This window comes from Mesobacillus sp. MER 48 (assembly GCF_023714225.1).
Lineage (GTDB): Bacteria > Bacillota > Bacilli > Bacillales > Cytobacillaceae > Mesobacillus > Mesobacillus oceanisediminis_A.
In genome coordinates this window covers 449,278-463,670 of record NZ_JAMAUR010000003.1, presented here as the reverse complement: position 1 = coordinate 463,670, position 14,393 = coordinate 449,278, and the positions used below count along the sequence as shown (strand labels likewise).

The window sequence follows — 14,393 nt, the reverse complement described above, 5'->3', positions numbered from 1 at the left end:
ATCAATGGCTTTAAACAAGAATAATCAAGAAGCAATAACGCGTGAAGATATGAAAAAAGAAAAAAACACACGCGAAAAAAAGAAAAGAATCCGGGTTCGCCTTATTCCGATCTGGCTTCGGATTATTATTGTAATCGTCCTTTTAGCTGCAAGCATCACGCTTGGTGCCATATTCGGCTACGCAATAATGGGCAACGGCAAAGTGAAGGATGTTTTTGAGAAGTCTACCTGGACTCATATTATGGATTTGGTCGATAAAGAATAAATTTTCGGAAGGAAGGGAGATTTCCCTTCCTTTTTAATTGCGTTTTTTAGTACAATGTTAGTAAGTATTAGTAGGAGGTACTAAAAGTATGCTTGATATTACTCAAATCAAAGAAATCATCCCGCATCGCTATCCATTTTTGCTTGTTGATAAAATTCTTGAAATCGAAGAAGGCAAAAGGGCGGTCGGCATCAAAAACGTAACGGCAAATGAAGAATTCTTCAACGGCCATTTCCCGGATTACCCTGTCATGCCAGGTGTGCTGATTGTTGAAGCATTGGCGCAGGTCGGAGCAGTTGCAGTATTGAAGCTAGAAGAAAACCGCGGCAAGATCGGCTTTTTCGCCGGAATTGATAACTGCAGGTTTAAAAGGCAGGTAAAACCAGGCGACCAGCTTCGCCTCGAGGTGGAAATGGTCAAGCTTCGCGGGCCGATTGGCAAAGGGAAAGCAGTTGCGACGGTTGATGGTGAGCTGGCTTGCGAAGCGGAGATTACGTTTGCGATTAAATAATCTTTTAGAGGGCCCAATGGAGATTGGGTTCTTTTTTTACATATTTAGTAAAAAGTAGTGATTATAATTCGTTTTGTAGTGATTAATGAAGAAAATGGAGTGATTTACTCCTATATTGTAGTGATTATTCAATAAAATGTAGTGATTCCCATCGATTTTGGAGTGTTTAAACGGAGAAGACGAGTGATTATTTCTTTTTAGGATTGTATGGCAACAGAACATAAGGGTATATCAAACTATATCGGGTGAATAATGGTTCCTTATTAATAATATAAAGTGTTACCTTTTTATAAATAAACGGTTTGAAATCTTTTTTTACAAAATAATGCAAGTTTTTTTCATAGGTGGGCAATCTAACTGCAGACCCGTGTAACAGGTCTCCAATTACCTATTTAAGAAAGGGGCTTTTACCTATGAAGAAAAAGCTATTGATGTTAATCGGCGGTTCTTTGCTGTCGGCTATGTTCCTTGCTGGCTGCGCGAATAATGACGATCAAAATCCTCCACCGGATGATAACATCGAGAATCCAACGGACAATGACATGAACGATAATAACGGAAATGTCGATGACGATGGCGTAATCGATAATAATGATGAGAATGTTCCTGACACTCCGGATGTCAACACGGATGACGACGGCGATATGATGAAGGATAACAATGAGCCAGGTGAAGACGCTGTTGAAGACAACATCGATATGAATGACAAGGATAAAGAGGACGAGTAAGAAAAACGGGCAGGGATGGATTTCCTGCCCTTTAATATTGCATTCAGTACTTCACCCATTTTTCGCATAAAAAAACTCCAGCCAGTCAGCGGGAGTTCGGTTACACTTTTTTTGGCTGCAGAATCTTCGGCCGAGTAGTGATTTTATCCTTGAATTCCGAGAGCAGTTGGTCGCCTTTGTATCCTTTATCAAGCAGGTACTCGAGCAGCCTTTCCGGATAATCGCTCTTCGGTTTTGTCAGCTTTCCTGTTAAAAGGATGCTGGCATGGTTCTTAAGCTTCTTCACACAGCAAACCTTCGTAAGGAATGCAGCCGGGTCGTTTTCTCGTTTGGTGATGACGACTTGAACGATGATTTCTTTGTCGTGGTCGCATGCGTCCTGGAAATACGGTATATACTTATGGTCGGTAAAAACCTCGACAAGCCAGGTGCCTTTGTCATCCTCTTTGTTGATAATCAGGCCGTCTTCCATTTCGATATCCACTAAAGCATCCTCATCTGCCAGCTGCATTGAAATCAACTTGAACGTCTTCATGTCAACCACCTCCCGTATACTTGTCCAAATTATAACACAGAGGAACTCGAAAACGAAAAAAACACCGTTTGTCGAAAGAAAAATTTCTGAATAGGCAAAATTCATTTTTCTTAGGGTCGGTATAATTGAAAACTGATTTATAGGTAGAAAATTTATGCCGTTACAGCCATTTTTCAAGGTAAAAGGCCCATTTTTGACATTTTACTCCCGGCTTAAAAAGGAATATTATCAGGCTATAACTTGAGAAAGGAGATGAAAAGGTGATCAATCAAGTAACGCTAGTAGGCAGGCTGACTCGTGATCCGGACCTAAGGTACACGCCTGAGGGCAAGGCGGTGTCCAATATTACGCTCGCAGTCAACCGGCATTATAAAAATGCCAGCGGTGAAATCGAAGCCGACTTTGTCCATTGCATCCTCTGGGGCAAGACGGCCGAGAACACGACCAACTACTGTAAAAAGGGCGCTGTCCTTGGAGTGACAGGCCGTATCCAGACACGGCACTATGACAATCAGGAAGGGAAGCGCGTCTATGTGACCGAGGTCGTAGCCGAGGGAGTCAGATTTTTAAGTTCAAAACCGGTCAGTAACAAAGAAGCGCCCCAATCCCAGCAACCGTCCCAGCCGCCGCAGCCAGTCCAATCTGTGCCGCAAAGAGAGGAGCTTCCATTTGTATAACGAAACCGACTCAATCGAAAAGCTGCTGGTCAGCCTGATTAAAATGGTTGGAAAAAACAATGAGAAGATCGACGAACTCACCAAGCGTGTCCGCCAGCTAGAAATTGCCTCCAAAGAACAGCAGGTCAATCGTGTATACTCCTTCATAGCCGAGCCTCCACGACCTAATTCCAGCCGAAAAGAATACGCCAGAAAATAACGAAGAAAGTAAATACACATACGAATTTCCTCGGAACACCTCACTAAGGACCTTCAAGAGAGAAATTCAATAACCGTATCTCCAATATACCCTCGAATTTTGATGCCGGCTGCGATAGCCGGTTTTTTTATATAAAAAACAGCACTAGGATTTATAGTCCTGGTACTGTTTCCTTTTTTTAAGACAAAAACACCAATTCATGCAATTCATCAGTAGACAGCTCAGTGATCCAGCTGTCACTTTGAATAATCTGATCGTTTAATGATTGTTTCTTCTCAAGCATTGCATCGATTTTCTCCTCAAGCGTCCCGGTGCTGATCAGCTTGTGAACGTGCACGAAGCGATTTTGCCCGATGCGGTAGGCACGGTCGGTTGCCTGGTTTTCGACAGCCGGGTTCCACCAGCGGTCATAATGGACCACATGGTTTGCCGCGGTCAGGTTGAGTCCGGTGCCGCCGGCCTTCAGTGATAGCAGGAACACAGGGAACTCGCGGTTCTGGAATTTCGTAATCAGCTCGTCCCGCTTCGTCTTCGGCAGGCTGCCATTCAGGAACGGCACGTCGATGCCAAATTTCTTTTTCAGCGCGGACTGGATCATCTCGCCCATTCCGATATACTGGGTAAAAATGATGCAGCTTTCTTCCTGTTCGAGGACGGCGCTCACGAGATCGATCATCTTCTCCATCTTCGCAGACCGGTCAATCAGCTGCTTCGGATTTTCCTCTTTCAAATACAGTGCAGGATGATTGCAAAGCTGCTTAAGCCTGCTGAGCATCTGTAAAATCAACCCCTTACGCTCGAAGCTCGACAACGTTTCGATTTGTGCGAAGGTATCCTTCACGAGCTGCTCGTATAAGGAAGCCTGCTCAGCTGACAGCGGGCAGTATTCCTTCTGCTCGACCTTGTCCGGCAGGTTCAAAGCGACCTCTTCATCCTTCTTCGTCCGTCTCAGCAGGAACGGCTTGATCAATGACTGTAGCTTGGTGATTTTTTCTTTTTTATCTTCCTTTTCAATCGGCAAAATGAACTCTTTCTGGAATTGCCCTGCGCTGCCAAGATAGCCGCGGTTCGTGAAGTCGAAGATCGACCACAGCTCTGACAAACGGTTTTCCATCGGGGTCCCGGTCAGGGCGATATGGTGCTTGCCCTTCAGCTTCCTTACCGCACGCGACTGCTTTGTATCGGCGTTCTTGATATTCTGCGCCTCATCAATCGCGATGCTGCTCCATTCAACGCTCTCAAGATCATCGAAATCAAGGTGCGTCAGTCCGTAAGATGTCAGCACAATATCCGATGCCATCGCTTCTTCTATAAAAAGAGTACCCTTCAGGCGGTTCGGTCCGTAATGCAGATGGACGCGCAAATCGGGGGCAAAACGCTCGATTTCTTTTTGCCAGTTGCCGAGCACGGAAGTAGGGCAGACGATCAACGACGGATGATCGTCAGTTTCCTGTTCTTTTACCGACAGGATATACGAAATCAGCTGGATCGTCTTACCAAGGCCCATGTCATCGGCAAGCAAGGCGCCGAATCCATATTTCCTCAGGAATAGCAGCCAGTTCATACCGAGCTTCTGATACGGGCGCAGTTCACCGTGCAACCCCGTAGGCACCGGAGAATCCGGGATTTCCTTCGTTTCCGACAGCTGCTTCATCATCTGCTTCCAGTGGCGGTTCAGCTCGATCTGGATTTTCGCGAATGCGCGCGGATCATCGAGTGCTTCGCCGTCTTCTTCCTCATCGGAAAGCTCCTGCTGCAACAGGTCACGGATGTGCAAGCCTTCTTTATCAGCCTTTTTCATCATTTCCTGGATCTGGCGGATAAAGCCATGGTCAAGCTTGATCCAGCGGCCCTTAAGATAAACGAGCCTCCGCTTTTCATTCACCAGGCGCTGGAAGTCATCCTCACTCAGGTCCACACCGTTCATCGAGAATCGCCAGTCATAGTCGAGCATCGCGTTCAAGCCGACGAACGAGCGGCGGTAGCCAGTCTGGCCCTTCAATCGCGCCTTCACCTTCAGGTTCGCGTTCTTGATCGCTTCCCACCAGGAAGGGAGGAGGATTTCAATGCCAAGCGCAATCAGCGTTTCGCTCGCCTCGGTTAAAAACATCCAGGCTTCATCTTCGCTAAGGGCGGACTTCAGGCGTCCGTCTTCCTCAATCCATGGAAAAATTGAAGCCAGCCGCTTTTCTTCGTCTTCAACCTTGTTACTGTAATCATCCCAGCCGGCAGGGTAGCTCCCATAATCACGAGCTTCAATCATCATTGGCTCTTCTTTTCCGCGTAAAAATAACCCCAGTTTCCAATCACCGAGATCATCCATCGGCTCCTCAAGGCGCATCCCAATCGAAAACGGAGCCGGATTTTCCTTAAGTCCAATCCACTCCAGCCAGCGATCCTCGTCAAAATATGCTGCCAGCTGCGATGAGGACAGCTGCTTGTTCCGCAGCACATTGAGCTTGTCGCCAAGCAGGTATTTCATCGTCTCATTTTCATGGAAGTAGGACTCCAAACCATGATGGAACAGCTCTGCTACGAAATCCCGCACGAGAAGCTTCTCGTCACTCATCACGAGTTCTTCCTCCCAGAACGGCTCATGGAACTCATCGAGCACACTCTCCGGAAGCTTCCATCGGAAATCCTCGCCATCAAGCTGGGTAAAATCAGGATGCCATTCCTTCGCTAGGATTGCATCGTAAATTGCATGGGCAGTGGACAGGCAGATATCGCCAACATCATCCCATTCCCACTCAACAAGCCGGTTGAAGCTCTCCTCGCCGAAAAGCGTCACAAGCTGCCACGCACTAAGGGTCACACCCTCAGAAACACCCCACTTATCAGACTCCACCATCGTCCCGTAATAACTCTCCTTATGACGGAAAAACAGCAGCTTCTTCCATTCAGAGGTCTTAAGCTCGAAGCCATCGAAATCCTCGGCACTTAAAAAATATCGTCCGCCCGCAACCGGCATCACATCTATATGAATCTGCTTGATCTCAAGCATCAAAACACCTCCTTGGGACATGGGGACGGTCCTCTTATCTCTTTCGTTTCCCTAAACGAAGAAACGAAAGGGACCTGTCAGTTTCCGTCACTCCACCTCAATCAACTTGCTCCTTGTCAATTCTTCATGAAACGCCCGAAGTCTCTTCGTCTTCACGAGCAGCTTCGCGAAAAACTCTTCCCACTCGGGCACCCGCTTCAGCTTTTTATAGACTGTCCGCAGTTTTTTCAGAAGTCGTGCGGCCTGTTTGTAGCTGCTGCGGTTTTTCATGTCGATCAAGTCCCCGACCATCTGGTGGTACAGGGGAATCAGAACCTCAGGCGCCGCCTTTTGTAATTCTTTAAGGCGCTCGTTCGAAATCGAGTTATATTCAAAGCCAAAGTACGATTGGAGTTCTCCCCATTGTTCATACTGGCCTTTTTCAAACAAAGAATCTTCATATTCGTAAAAGCTGTATGGCATCGCCTGTGCCAGCGCTCGGTCGTACAGTTCGCCGCGTCCGATCTCGCGGGTGTAAGCCCCGACAAGCTTCAACGCATAGCGCGTGAATTTTTTACAAGTATAATACTCACCCAGGTGCTTCAGATAATTCCGCAGCTGTTGGACGAGGTATTCGATGAACGGTCCCATCCTATTCCACTCGCGCTGTACACGGAAACCATCCAGCCAGTAAAACATGTAAGGAAGGGCACTGACAGGAAGAGCCGTTAACCGTTTCAGCGCGTCGCCGTCCTGCTTTGCTAAAACAAGCTGGTGAATCAAGGCAATTTCCTCAACCTGATCCCGCTTGCCCTCGCCAAACGCTTCAAGACGAGCCAACTCAGCCTCACGCCACCCTGTGTTTTTAAAAAGCTTTTCCCACAGCAAGCGGTATAAATCAATCCGGTCATAGCCGCCAGAAGCGTCAGGCTCTGTCAATCTTACGACATCATCCTTCAAGCGCTCCAGGAATGTATCGAACGAAAATGGCATTGTCCCGTAGGCGAGCCGCTCGATGTATTCCTCGGCGTCATGGAACAAATCCTCAAACAACGGCCGGTAATACCGGTCCATCGTCGCTTCCTCATCATGGCCTTGATCAATGGCAAGGTCAGTCAGCAAATTGAAGGAATGTACAGACGCCGCAATCAGATAGAGGTTTTTCCAGACAGCCTCAAGCGGTGCGGAAACCTCCACACGGCGTATATACGAGCGGAACAAACCTGGGACAACATAGGCCCGCGGTTCGCCCTGGCCCTTAATGATTTCTTCGAAACTCTCACGGAAGGAGGCGGCCCAGCTATCGTAATCATGTCCAGACCGAGAATCTCTCTTGACCAGATCCTTCGCGCGCTGCAGTCCCCATTTTTCCGCATTCAGCTGTTCCTTTGCAGGTTTCCGCCAGGCCTCTACCCAATCGGAAACACTAGCGACATCGCTGTATGCCTGGAAAAATGCAGCCAGCCGGTGCCGGCAAAACGAGTTGGCAGGGCAGGTGCAGCTGCTCTCCTCAGGATCGGAAACATTTATGTACACACGGACCGGTGTCACGTCCTGGACCGTTGCCCAGATCGATTTCACCATGTATTTCAGGTGGTGGACCGTCCCCTGTCGATAGAGCATCAGCCCTTTCTGCACCAGGCGCGCATCCTCCTCGACTTTGGATTTAAGGATACTATTCAGTTTTGCGGCAGCTTCTTTAAAAATTGGTGCCTGGTTATCAGGTATGACAGCCACAGCGATTCCCCCGTTCACGCAGCATCGTTCGTTCTTTTTCCAAATGTATTCCATAATTCGACAAGCACATAGGACAAGCTTTGTTAAAATCAAAATAAGAAAAGGCTGTTTTCGTAAAAATAGTTGTTAAAATCCTAAAGCCGATTTTAACGTGATAATAGTGATTTTGTATGTCGGTACTAAGTTTGCAAGCTCTTTTCTCATAATAAGCGTGTGTGAATAATCTTAGGTAATTCAATCCTATTTTGTAGGCAAACGCAGCAAAGTATTAGAAAAGAGCCTAAGAAAAAAACATATTCTTCTATTATACCCAAAAAAGAGCCATTCGAGGAGTGGGGAAGTAAGATGAAACAAAATCATGGGACTAATCGTCCAACTTTATAAGAGGCTTTGGTTAATATTTCATTAATGGAAATCATTCATATAAAATAGAAGGTAGACAAGCTACTACAATCTGGAGGCCTGGAAATGGAGAACAGAATAGAAGTATTCCGCGGACTTTTTAACTATAACTACTATACATATAAGCTAAGAGATAATGAAGGATTTCCGGGAGTCTGGAAAAAAACCATCCTGTTCATCCTGCTGAGCGGATTGATTTTCGGGTTTAGTGCCTATTTTGGGATTGATTCCGAATATCTTTCTAGAAAATTGACCTCAATTCCGAGGGCAGAATATGAAATGAATAAATTCCTGTTCCTTGCAGGGCAGATCATCCAGGGGCTATTTTTCGGTGCGATCATGCTTTTCCTGCCGGCACTATTTTTCTGGACAGTGACAGACTTGGAGTTCAAAAGATTGCTTACCATCCAACTGTTCGTCATGCCAATCTTCCTTCTGGAAAAATTGTTGATTGTACCCATGGCATTATATCTTGGGCTGACAAAGATATCATCTCCGTTTTCATTAGGTGTAATCGCGCAATACATAACAGGAAATGATTTTGTCATCCATTTTCTTGCCTACATATCAATCTTTAAAATCTGGGCTATTTTCATAGAATACAAGTATTTAAAAGCAATGACAGACAAGAATCCGAAGATCATCCTCTTGTTCGTTACGGTCATTCATCTTGTCATCTGGCTTTTTGCGGCACTCATTTCATTTGTTCGAATGGAAAACATCCTTTAAGGGAGGGGAACAACCATGAAAAAGAAGACGGCCATCCTGTTGTCCGCTGGCATTCTATTTGTATCAGGCAATCTCTATCTTGCCCTAAAGGATGACGGCAAGGCGGTTCGCTCCTCCTATATCAATAACTGGGCAAAAATCGGGAAGGAGACGCTTACAGAAACCCTTCATGCAGAAGGAGTCACCACTCCTGAGGAGGAGACTCATGTTTACTATGATCCCAATTCCAGCGAGTTCAAAAGCTTCCTTGTAAAAGAAGGCGATGTGGTGGATTCTGGAACTCCGCTTTTTGAATACTCCTCCGATAACATCGACAAGGAACTGGCCAGGCTTGAGGCAGAAAAGGACCAGTTGGAAACAGAGGCGACATTGCTTGATGAGCAAATCAAGCAGCTTTCCTACCTGCAGACCGTTTCCGCCTCGACCACTGACAATAGTCTGCCTGTTGCCGGCAACGGAACAGCAGCCGATTCGTCTAACGATCTGATGGCGATATCAATCGAGAAAGAAATATATGACAAGGAATTGGAGAAAAGCCGTGTAGAAGCAGAAATCGAGAAGTACGATGATCTGATTGACTCATACGATGGCAGCGACCAGCTTGAAATCAGCAGCGAAGTCGCAGGCTCGGTGAAGAAAGTTAATTATGAATTGAACAACCCAATTGTGACAATCATCTCGGATACACCAAAGGTTGAAGGGACTTTTTCAGAAAGAGATCTGAAAAATGTCCAGGAAGGCATGGAGGTGTACGTTAAAACGGATATGCTCAAAGGTGCAATCGGTGGGACCCTTACCAAAATTGCCAAACATCCAGAATCAGACCCTTCGGTAAAAAAAGAAAGCCACTTCCCGTTTGAGATCGAACTTGAACTGGAAGAGGAAGAGATTGTCCACGGAACACATGTCGACGTATCAGTCGTCACCAACCAGGTGGTCAATGCCGCCGTCGTTCCACAACGGTCAATAGATAAAGGCAAGAAAAACAGTTATGTCTATATCCTGAACGAAGTAGGAAAAGTCGAGAAACGCAAAATCAAAAAGGGTTTAGAAGTCGGCGGGAAGACCGAATTGAAAAAGGGAGTCAAACCAGGTGAACTCTTTGTCGGTAAACCGGAAAATGTCCAAAAAGCGGACAGCCCTTTCTTTAGTAAGCTGAAACCAGGCTCACTAGCTAAAAAGACGTTCAAGGAAGAAGGAAAGCGAGATCTTTTTAAGCATATAATGGTGGGATTCTTCAAATAGGAGGATTCCTTGTTCAAAGGAGAATAACATGAACAAGTCTATTACCGAAGAGGATCTTTATAAAATAACAATGGCTGGTTATGGACGCATGAGACCGGATCTTGTCCCCCTTTTCCTTTGGGGGACTTTTGTGTTTACAGGAGCGGTGGTCGGTGTATCATTGTTCGGGGTAATCCAGGCCGAACTTCTAGTAAATCCGATGTTATTGACAGCAGTAAGGGTAATGATAATGGTTTTGGGCGGTCAGCTGCTTTTGAATATACTGTTCTCGATTCCTCCGATTGCTTACGCCTTGCAAAAATCTCAGATAATCTTCGACCTTTATATCAATTGTATTTTTTTTAAACCGCCTTTGCTTTAATGGCCGGTGGTTTCATTTTATTAATTCTGATGACGTTCAGAGCGTTTAGAAGAGTGGAACAGGGAGAGCTCAAAAAGGAAGGAGAAGGTCTGTACAACTTTAAGGAATAAAAAAATATCCTCATCGGTCCGGGGATCTTTGGATTGGTGATGATTGCTGGTTCTCTCAGCAGAGCCGTATCGAATATGGACGGATCAATCAGTATGTTTTATGGTCTTTTCCTCTGCATCATCTTACAGTACTCTATGGACATTGCTATCCCTGAATTCATCTTGCTGATATACGGCAAGTTCAAGTTGAATCCTTTATTGTTCCACCTAGAAACCGCCAACCTAACAAAAATGAGGAAGGCAGCCCGTTTTTAAAAAAAGCATTTATTAGGAGGAAGAATGCTGGTCAAGGTGATTAAAGAAGCCCTAAAAGAAATCAAAGAACTACATCAGCAAACAAAGCAGATCGAGACTGTCACAAATAAGGGGAAGTACATGTCCCTTATGTACCTGAATGTTTTGTTTGTAATTGTTTACATCATCCCTGTTTTGTACTCCTTCATCGTGATTGTCGGCGCCTTCTTCTACGGTCCAATTGTCTTATTAGGACTGCTATTTTCCATTCCATTTACTTTACTTGTCCTCTGGATAAGATCCAGAGACTACCCCGTGATGAAAAGTAACCTTCTTAATGGAGAATTTCTGTCTAAATAATGATGTATTGTGTTTTTTGTCAACAAAAAACTGAAACGAGACAAGCTTCCATAACGACTAAGAGTGTGAATACTTTTCAGTTAGTGTGGGGGAATTTAGATGACGGGTGTTTCAAAGAGATTTTTCATTGGTTTGGCTATTTTTGCGGTCGCGGCCATTGTATATGCAGGTACAGTACTGATAGGATCACAAGAAAAAACGGAATTAAGGGCTGAAAGAACAGAAGCAGCAAGTTAAATAGACGAAAACATGGAGCAGGAAATTTCATGCTCCATGTTTTATTGCTTAATGACTGTGGTAAATACAAAGACATTAACCTAGTAAAATCTCTTAAACCCTTCGAAATGCTTAGCATAATATGCTTCACTCAAGTTTGAAATCATGACGCCGCCTGTTGTGCTGGCATGGATGAATTCGTTATTACCCAGATAGATTCCCATATGGGAAATCCCTATTTTATAGGTATTTTCGAAGAATACAAGATCTCCGGGCTGCGGCTCGTTAACATAGAATGAGCGGTTGTAATAGCCTTCTGATGAATAGCGTCCCATTTGCTTGCCTGCTTTGTTGTAGGCGTAATAGATGAAGCCGCTGCAGTCAAATCCGTCTGGCGTGCTACCTGCCCAGAGATATGGGACGCCCATGTATTCCTTTGCAATGGATATAACTTTTGGCTCTGCAGTTTGAGTTGGCTGTTGAACAGTTTTATCGGTTGCAACTTGGGTGTCAGATTCCATTTGTTTATTGACTTTCAGCTTCTGTCCAGGATAGATGAGATAAGAAGAGAGATTGTTAAGGTCCATCAGCTGCTTGACAGTCATATCAAACTGTAAGGCAATTTTGCTTAGTGTATCGCCGGCCTTTATGGTGTATTCAGACTGTACAGTTTTTGCAGAAGGTTGTACCGGTGAAGCTGGTTTGGCAGCTTCATTCTTTGCCTGTTCAGATCCTTTATCGTTTGCTCTGTTTGAAACTTTCAGCTTCTGGCCAGGATAAATAAGATGTCCATCGATGCCATTCCAGCTCATCAAATCGGCCAGCTTGATTTTATGAGCGGAAGCAATCTTACTAAGAGTATCACCGCTCTTTACGGTATACAGCTCAGCCTTTTCAGCGGAAGTTGGTTTGACGGATGCTGGAGAAGAGACTGTTGTTTTCTGGGCTAATGGAGGAACCGCCAGTGTTTGGTTTGCATAAATTAAATCTGAAGACAGTTTATTTGTCTTTTTTAATTCTGAAACACTAGTTTTATATGTAACAGCAATACGTGATAAAGTATCCCCTTTTTTAACTGTATATGTATCGGCAGAGGCAACTCCGGCAAACGTTGAAGTCAGAAGGGCAGCGGTCATTAGAGAAGCGGCTTGTTTCTTCATTTTTCGTCAGCACTCCAATTCTTGTAATATTTACTAATATTTTATCATAAAGAAAAGGACAATTGGTACGATTTTCTGACAATTAATAGCAGGATGTTCCATAATTAACAATTTGTTTATGGAAATCTATTTACAATTTATATTAAGTTTAATAGAATGATGTCATTGTAGATCAATCGGGAGGCTTTAAAATGGACACTCAGGAGAAACCGACAGAATGGAATCAGGAGCTCTTTTTCGATGTAATGAAAAGGACTTTCGAAAAAGGGACAAATAGTGAGGAAATTACGATTCAAAAGCTGATGGACGATTTAATAATTGATCTAAAAACAATCACCGGATGAAAACTGGCTGCCTTTGATTTTGGCGCCAGTATTTTTTTGCCTAAGCGCATTCGCTTTTTGCTAATTCAGTTAAAAGTTGAGGGATAATTACTGTTTAACTTGAGGAAAGCTTGGCAAATGAATCGAAATAATCGGAGAATAAGTAGGAATATAATTATAGTTTGTGAATATTTAGAATAATATTGACTAGTCCTTAAGTCCTGATTAATATAATAGATAGGAATATATTAATCAGGTGGACGGGATGAACTGTGAAAATTGAGAGTGTTGTATATAGCTTGAATAATTTTATGGAGAAACAGCAATATAGTTCTGCGAGGAGTATGATTCTTAAGGAATGGAATCGTATAACGGAGCCTTTGAACTTTAAGTTGCTCGGTTCTGAAACGAAAGAGTTGGTAAAAGTAATTGCTAAAGAAAAGGAAGATGCGGATTTTATTCAATTGAGTGAAAAGGAAAAACGCTTACTGAATTTGTTAAATGAAGCGGTCCGGGAAGTCAAACTCCCATATGCTAAGAAGCTTTTTTTCGAGCACAAAGAATTGTATGACCTCTCCTATGCACAAAGATGGTTAACTTCTGATGCTCGGTTTATGTGTTATGCTTGGAGTCGGGAAATTTTCCAGCATGAATAGTTTTAAAGATGAAAGATACAAGGTGAGGGATGAAGAATATATTGTTGCTTTATCCTTCTTCTCACTTATAATACCTTTCCAAGGAATTCCTTAGTAGGTTCTGAGAAGCATGGGAAGTACCTTTTGCTCCTTTCGTATTATGAAAAAATGTGTTTCGGTAATATTCTCTGGAAGGTGAATTCTTTGAATCCTCTCTAATTAATAAACAAATTTATATCGTGTGGTGATTAGATGGTCATAAAGCCGGGATGAAATGTCATATCCATCTATTATTTAATGACCCGGGTTATTCTTCATCATATCCTATCAATGATACTTCATAATTATCTTCAGAAAAATTCACCATAGCATGAATCCTGTTATCCTTATTCCCCTTCTGATATCCAAAAAGAAAAATCTCCGTACCATTCGTGCGTGTTGTGAATTCATGCTCATTAATTACGACGTCCCATCCTTTTTGCTCTTTGAAATATTGGACTGCCGATTCTGTAGCTTCCTTTACGATCTTCTCTTTTTCTTCCTTAGAGATATCATTACACCCCTGCAAGATTAATACTGCCAAAATCAATAACAGGCCTTTCTTTATCATCGCCATCCTCCTACCACTTTGGACCGGAATTAATTTCAGCCCGCATGAGTGAATCCAGTCTTTTTCTTGTCTGGATTATCTCATAACCTTTGTCTTCCAAACGATGAATCCTTTTGGCCCGAACTGTCGCTCCGCTCAGGGCACCTAGAACAGAGGGTCAAGGTAAATACTGATTGGTATTATTTTGATGCCGAAAAAAATGCATTTGTAACAGGCTGAGAGTTATTAGTGGGTATTACTTCTACGGAAACGGAAGCATGGCCCACAGCACAACTATTGGTGGTTATAAACTCGCGGCGAGTGGGTGAAATAAGCTGAGGGTGTCTTGATGCTGCACATGTATTAGAGAAAAGATAGGCACCCCGAAATGATC

The 14,393-nt window shown here is 44.0% G+C and carries 17 protein-coding genes; 12 read left to right on the top strand and 5 right to left on the bottom strand.

Features of this window, described 5'->3' with window-relative positions:
• Positions 1 to 4 precede the first annotated feature (4 nt).
• The 3 genes from M3593_RS13585 to M3593_RS13575 all read left to right on the top strand — a co-directional run bounded on the left by M3593_RS13585 (position 5) and on the right by M3593_RS13575 (position 1,504).
• On the top strand, positions 5 to 265 hold the full coding sequence (locus tag M3593_RS13585) for a DNA-directed RNA polymerase subunit beta (protein ID WP_251542637.1): 261 nt from the start codon (positions 5 to 7) through the stop codon (positions 263 to 265).
• Positions 266 to 353: 88 nt separating this feature from the next.
• Positions 354 to 776 carry a 3-hydroxyacyl-ACP dehydratase FabZ gene (gene fabZ / locus M3593_RS13580; protein WP_144478351.1) on the top strand — a complete coding sequence of 141 codons (423 nt, stop codon included), beginning with the start codon at positions 354 to 356 and terminating at the stop codon, positions 774 to 776.
• 413 nt (positions 777 to 1,189) lie between these two features.
• Positions 1,190 to 1,504, top strand: coding sequence for a hypothetical protein (locus M3593_RS13575; RefSeq protein ID WP_144478349.1), 315 nt, complete (start codon positions 1,190 to 1,192; stop codon positions 1,502 to 1,504).
• A 100-nt stretch (positions 1,505 to 1,604) separates the two neighbouring features.
• Here the strand turns inward: M3593_RS13575 and M3593_RS13570 are convergent, their stop codons facing one another.
• Complete coding sequence (locus tag M3593_RS13570) at positions 1,605 to 2,039, bottom strand: YwpF family protein (protein WP_251542639.1); 435 nt, start codon at positions 2,037 to 2,039, stop codon at positions 1,605 to 1,607.
• Between the two features lie 260 nt (positions 2,040 to 2,299).
• Between M3593_RS13570 and ssb the strand changes: the two genes are divergently transcribed.
• Both ssb and M3593_RS13560 read left to right on the top strand, forming a co-directional pair.
• Entirely contained in the window at positions 2,300 to 2,716 is a 417-nt protein-coding gene (gene ssb, locus M3593_RS13565; RefSeq protein WP_251542641.1) for a single-stranded DNA-binding protein, read from the top strand.
• Entirely contained in the window at positions 2,709 to 2,915 is a 207-nt protein-coding gene (locus tag M3593_RS13560; RefSeq protein WP_251542643.1) for a hypothetical protein, read from the top strand. The genes ssb and M3593_RS13560 overlap by 8 nt, the downstream gene beginning before the upstream one ends.
• A gap of 178 nt (positions 2,916 to 3,093) precedes the next feature.
• Here the strand turns inward: M3593_RS13560 and M3593_RS13555 are convergent, their stop codons facing one another.
• Positions 3,094 to 5,919: a DEAD/DEAH box helicase gene (locus M3593_RS13555; protein ID WP_251542645.1), complete on the bottom strand. Its 2,826-nt coding sequence runs from the start codon at positions 5,917 to 5,919 to the stop codon at positions 3,094 to 3,096.
• Between the two features lie 87 nt (positions 5,920 to 6,006).
• Complete coding sequence (locus M3593_RS13550) at positions 6,007 to 7,689, bottom strand: SWIM zinc finger family protein (protein WP_251542646.1); 1,683 nt, start codon at positions 7,687 to 7,689, stop codon at positions 6,007 to 6,009.
• Between the two features lie 414 nt (positions 7,690 to 8,103).
• Here M3593_RS13550 and M3593_RS13545 point away from each other — a divergent pair, with 414 nt between their 5' ends.
• The 5 genes from M3593_RS13545 to M3593_RS13525 all read left to right on the top strand — a co-directional run bounded on the left by M3593_RS13545 (position 8,104) and on the right by M3593_RS13525 (position 11,313).
• Positions 8,104 to 8,766 (top strand): hypothetical protein, encoded by a 663-nt coding sequence (locus tag M3593_RS13545; protein ID WP_251542648.1) that lies wholly within the window; start codon positions 8,104 to 8,106, stop codon positions 8,764 to 8,766.
• A 15-nt stretch (positions 8,767 to 8,781) separates the two neighbouring features.
• Positions 8,782 to 10,011: an efflux RND transporter periplasmic adaptor subunit gene (locus M3593_RS13540; RefSeq protein ID WP_251542650.1), complete on the top strand. Its 1,230-nt coding sequence runs from the start codon at positions 8,782 to 8,784 to the stop codon at positions 10,009 to 10,011.
• A 28-nt stretch (positions 10,012 to 10,039) separates the two neighbouring features.
• Positions 10,040 to 10,372 carry a hypothetical protein gene (locus M3593_RS13535; protein WP_251542652.1) on the top strand — a complete coding sequence of 111 codons (333 nt, stop codon included), beginning with the start codon at positions 10,040 to 10,042 and terminating at the stop codon, positions 10,370 to 10,372.
• Positions 10,373 to 10,761: 389 nt separating this feature from the next.
• Complete coding sequence (locus M3593_RS13530) at positions 10,762 to 11,076, top strand: hypothetical protein (protein WP_251542654.1); 315 nt, start codon at positions 10,762 to 10,764, stop codon at positions 11,074 to 11,076.
• A 99-nt stretch (positions 11,077 to 11,175) separates the two neighbouring features.
• Positions 11,176 to 11,313 carry a hypothetical protein gene (locus tag M3593_RS13525; protein ID WP_251542656.1) on the top strand — a complete coding sequence of 46 codons (138 nt, stop codon included), beginning with the start codon at positions 11,176 to 11,178 and terminating at the stop codon, positions 11,311 to 11,313.
• An 80-nt stretch (positions 11,314 to 11,393) separates the two neighbouring features.
• Here M3593_RS13525 and M3593_RS13520 read toward each other — a convergent pair whose 3' ends face one another.
• A complete protein-coding gene (locus M3593_RS13520) occupies positions 11,394 to 12,452 on the bottom strand; it encodes a C40 family peptidase (RefSeq protein ID WP_251542657.1) in 1,059 nt (352 codons plus the stop codon).
• 191 nt (positions 12,453 to 12,643) lie between these two features.
• Between M3593_RS13520 and M3593_RS13515 the strand changes: the two genes are divergently transcribed.
• Positions 12,644 to 12,796 carry a YwzD family small protein gene (locus tag M3593_RS13515; RefSeq protein ID WP_251542659.1) on the top strand — a complete coding sequence of 51 codons (153 nt, stop codon included), beginning with the start codon at positions 12,644 to 12,646 and terminating at the stop codon, positions 12,794 to 12,796.
• Between the two features lie 251 nt (positions 12,797 to 13,047).
• Complete coding sequence (locus M3593_RS13510) at positions 13,048 to 13,431, top strand: hypothetical protein (RefSeq protein ID WP_251542661.1); 384 nt, start codon at positions 13,048 to 13,050, stop codon at positions 13,429 to 13,431.
• A 286-nt stretch (positions 13,432 to 13,717) separates the two neighbouring features.
• Here M3593_RS13510 and M3593_RS13505 read toward each other — a convergent pair whose 3' ends face one another.
• The gene (locus tag M3593_RS13505) at positions 13,718 to 14,020 is read right to left on the bottom strand and encodes a hypothetical protein (protein WP_251542663.1); all 303 of its coding nucleotides are present in this window, start codon (positions 14,018 to 14,020) and stop codon (positions 13,718 to 13,720) included.
• Positions 14,021 to 14,393 lie beyond the last annotated feature (373 nt).

Coding starts and splice junctions, on each gene's coding strand:
- M3593_RS13585 (WP_251542637.1), top strand. CDS start 5: ATGGCTTTAAACAAGAATAATCAAGAAGCAATAACGCGTGAAGATATG.
- fabZ (WP_144478351.1), top strand. CDS start 354: ATGCTTGATATTACTCAAATCAAAGAAATCATCCCGCATCGCTATCCA.
- M3593_RS13575 (WP_144478349.1), top strand. CDS start 1,190: ATGAAGAAAAAGCTATTGATGTTAATCGGCGGTTCTTTGCTGTCGGCT.
- M3593_RS13570 (WP_251542639.1), bottom strand. CDS start 2,039: ATGAAGACGTTCAAGTTGATTTCAATGCAGCTGGCAGATGAGGATGCT.
- M3593_RS13555 (WP_251542645.1), bottom strand. CDS start 5,919: ATGCTTGAGATCAAGCAGATTCATATAGATGTGATGCCGGTTGCGGGC.
- M3593_RS13550 (WP_251542646.1), bottom strand. CDS start 7,689: ATGGAATACATTTGGAAAAAGAACGAACGATGCTGCGTGAACGGGGGA.
- M3593_RS13545 (WP_251542648.1), top strand. CDS start 8,104: ATGGAGAACAGAATAGAAGTATTCCGCGGACTTTTTAACTATAACTAC.
- M3593_RS13540 (WP_251542650.1), top strand. CDS start 8,782: ATGAAAAAGAAGACGGCCATCCTGTTGTCCGCTGGCATTCTATTTGTA.
- M3593_RS13535 (WP_251542652.1), top strand. CDS start 10,040: ATGAACAAGTCTATTACCGAAGAGGATCTTTATAAAATAACAATGGCT.
- M3593_RS13530 (WP_251542654.1), top strand. CDS start 10,762: ATGCTGGTCAAGGTGATTAAAGAAGCCCTAAAAGAAATCAAAGAACTA.
- M3593_RS13525 (WP_251542656.1), top strand. CDS start 11,176: ATGACGGGTGTTTCAAAGAGATTTTTCATTGGTTTGGCTATTTTTGCG.
- M3593_RS13520 (WP_251542657.1), bottom strand. CDS start 12,452: ATGAAGAAACAAGCCGCTTCTCTAATGACCGCTGCCCTTCTGACTTCA.
- M3593_RS13515 (WP_251542659.1), top strand. CDS start 12,644: ATGGACACTCAGGAGAAACCGACAGAATGGAATCAGGAGCTCTTTTTC.
- M3593_RS13505 (WP_251542663.1), bottom strand. CDS start 14,020: ATGATAAAGAAAGGCCTGTTATTGATTTTGGCAGTATTAATCTTGCAG.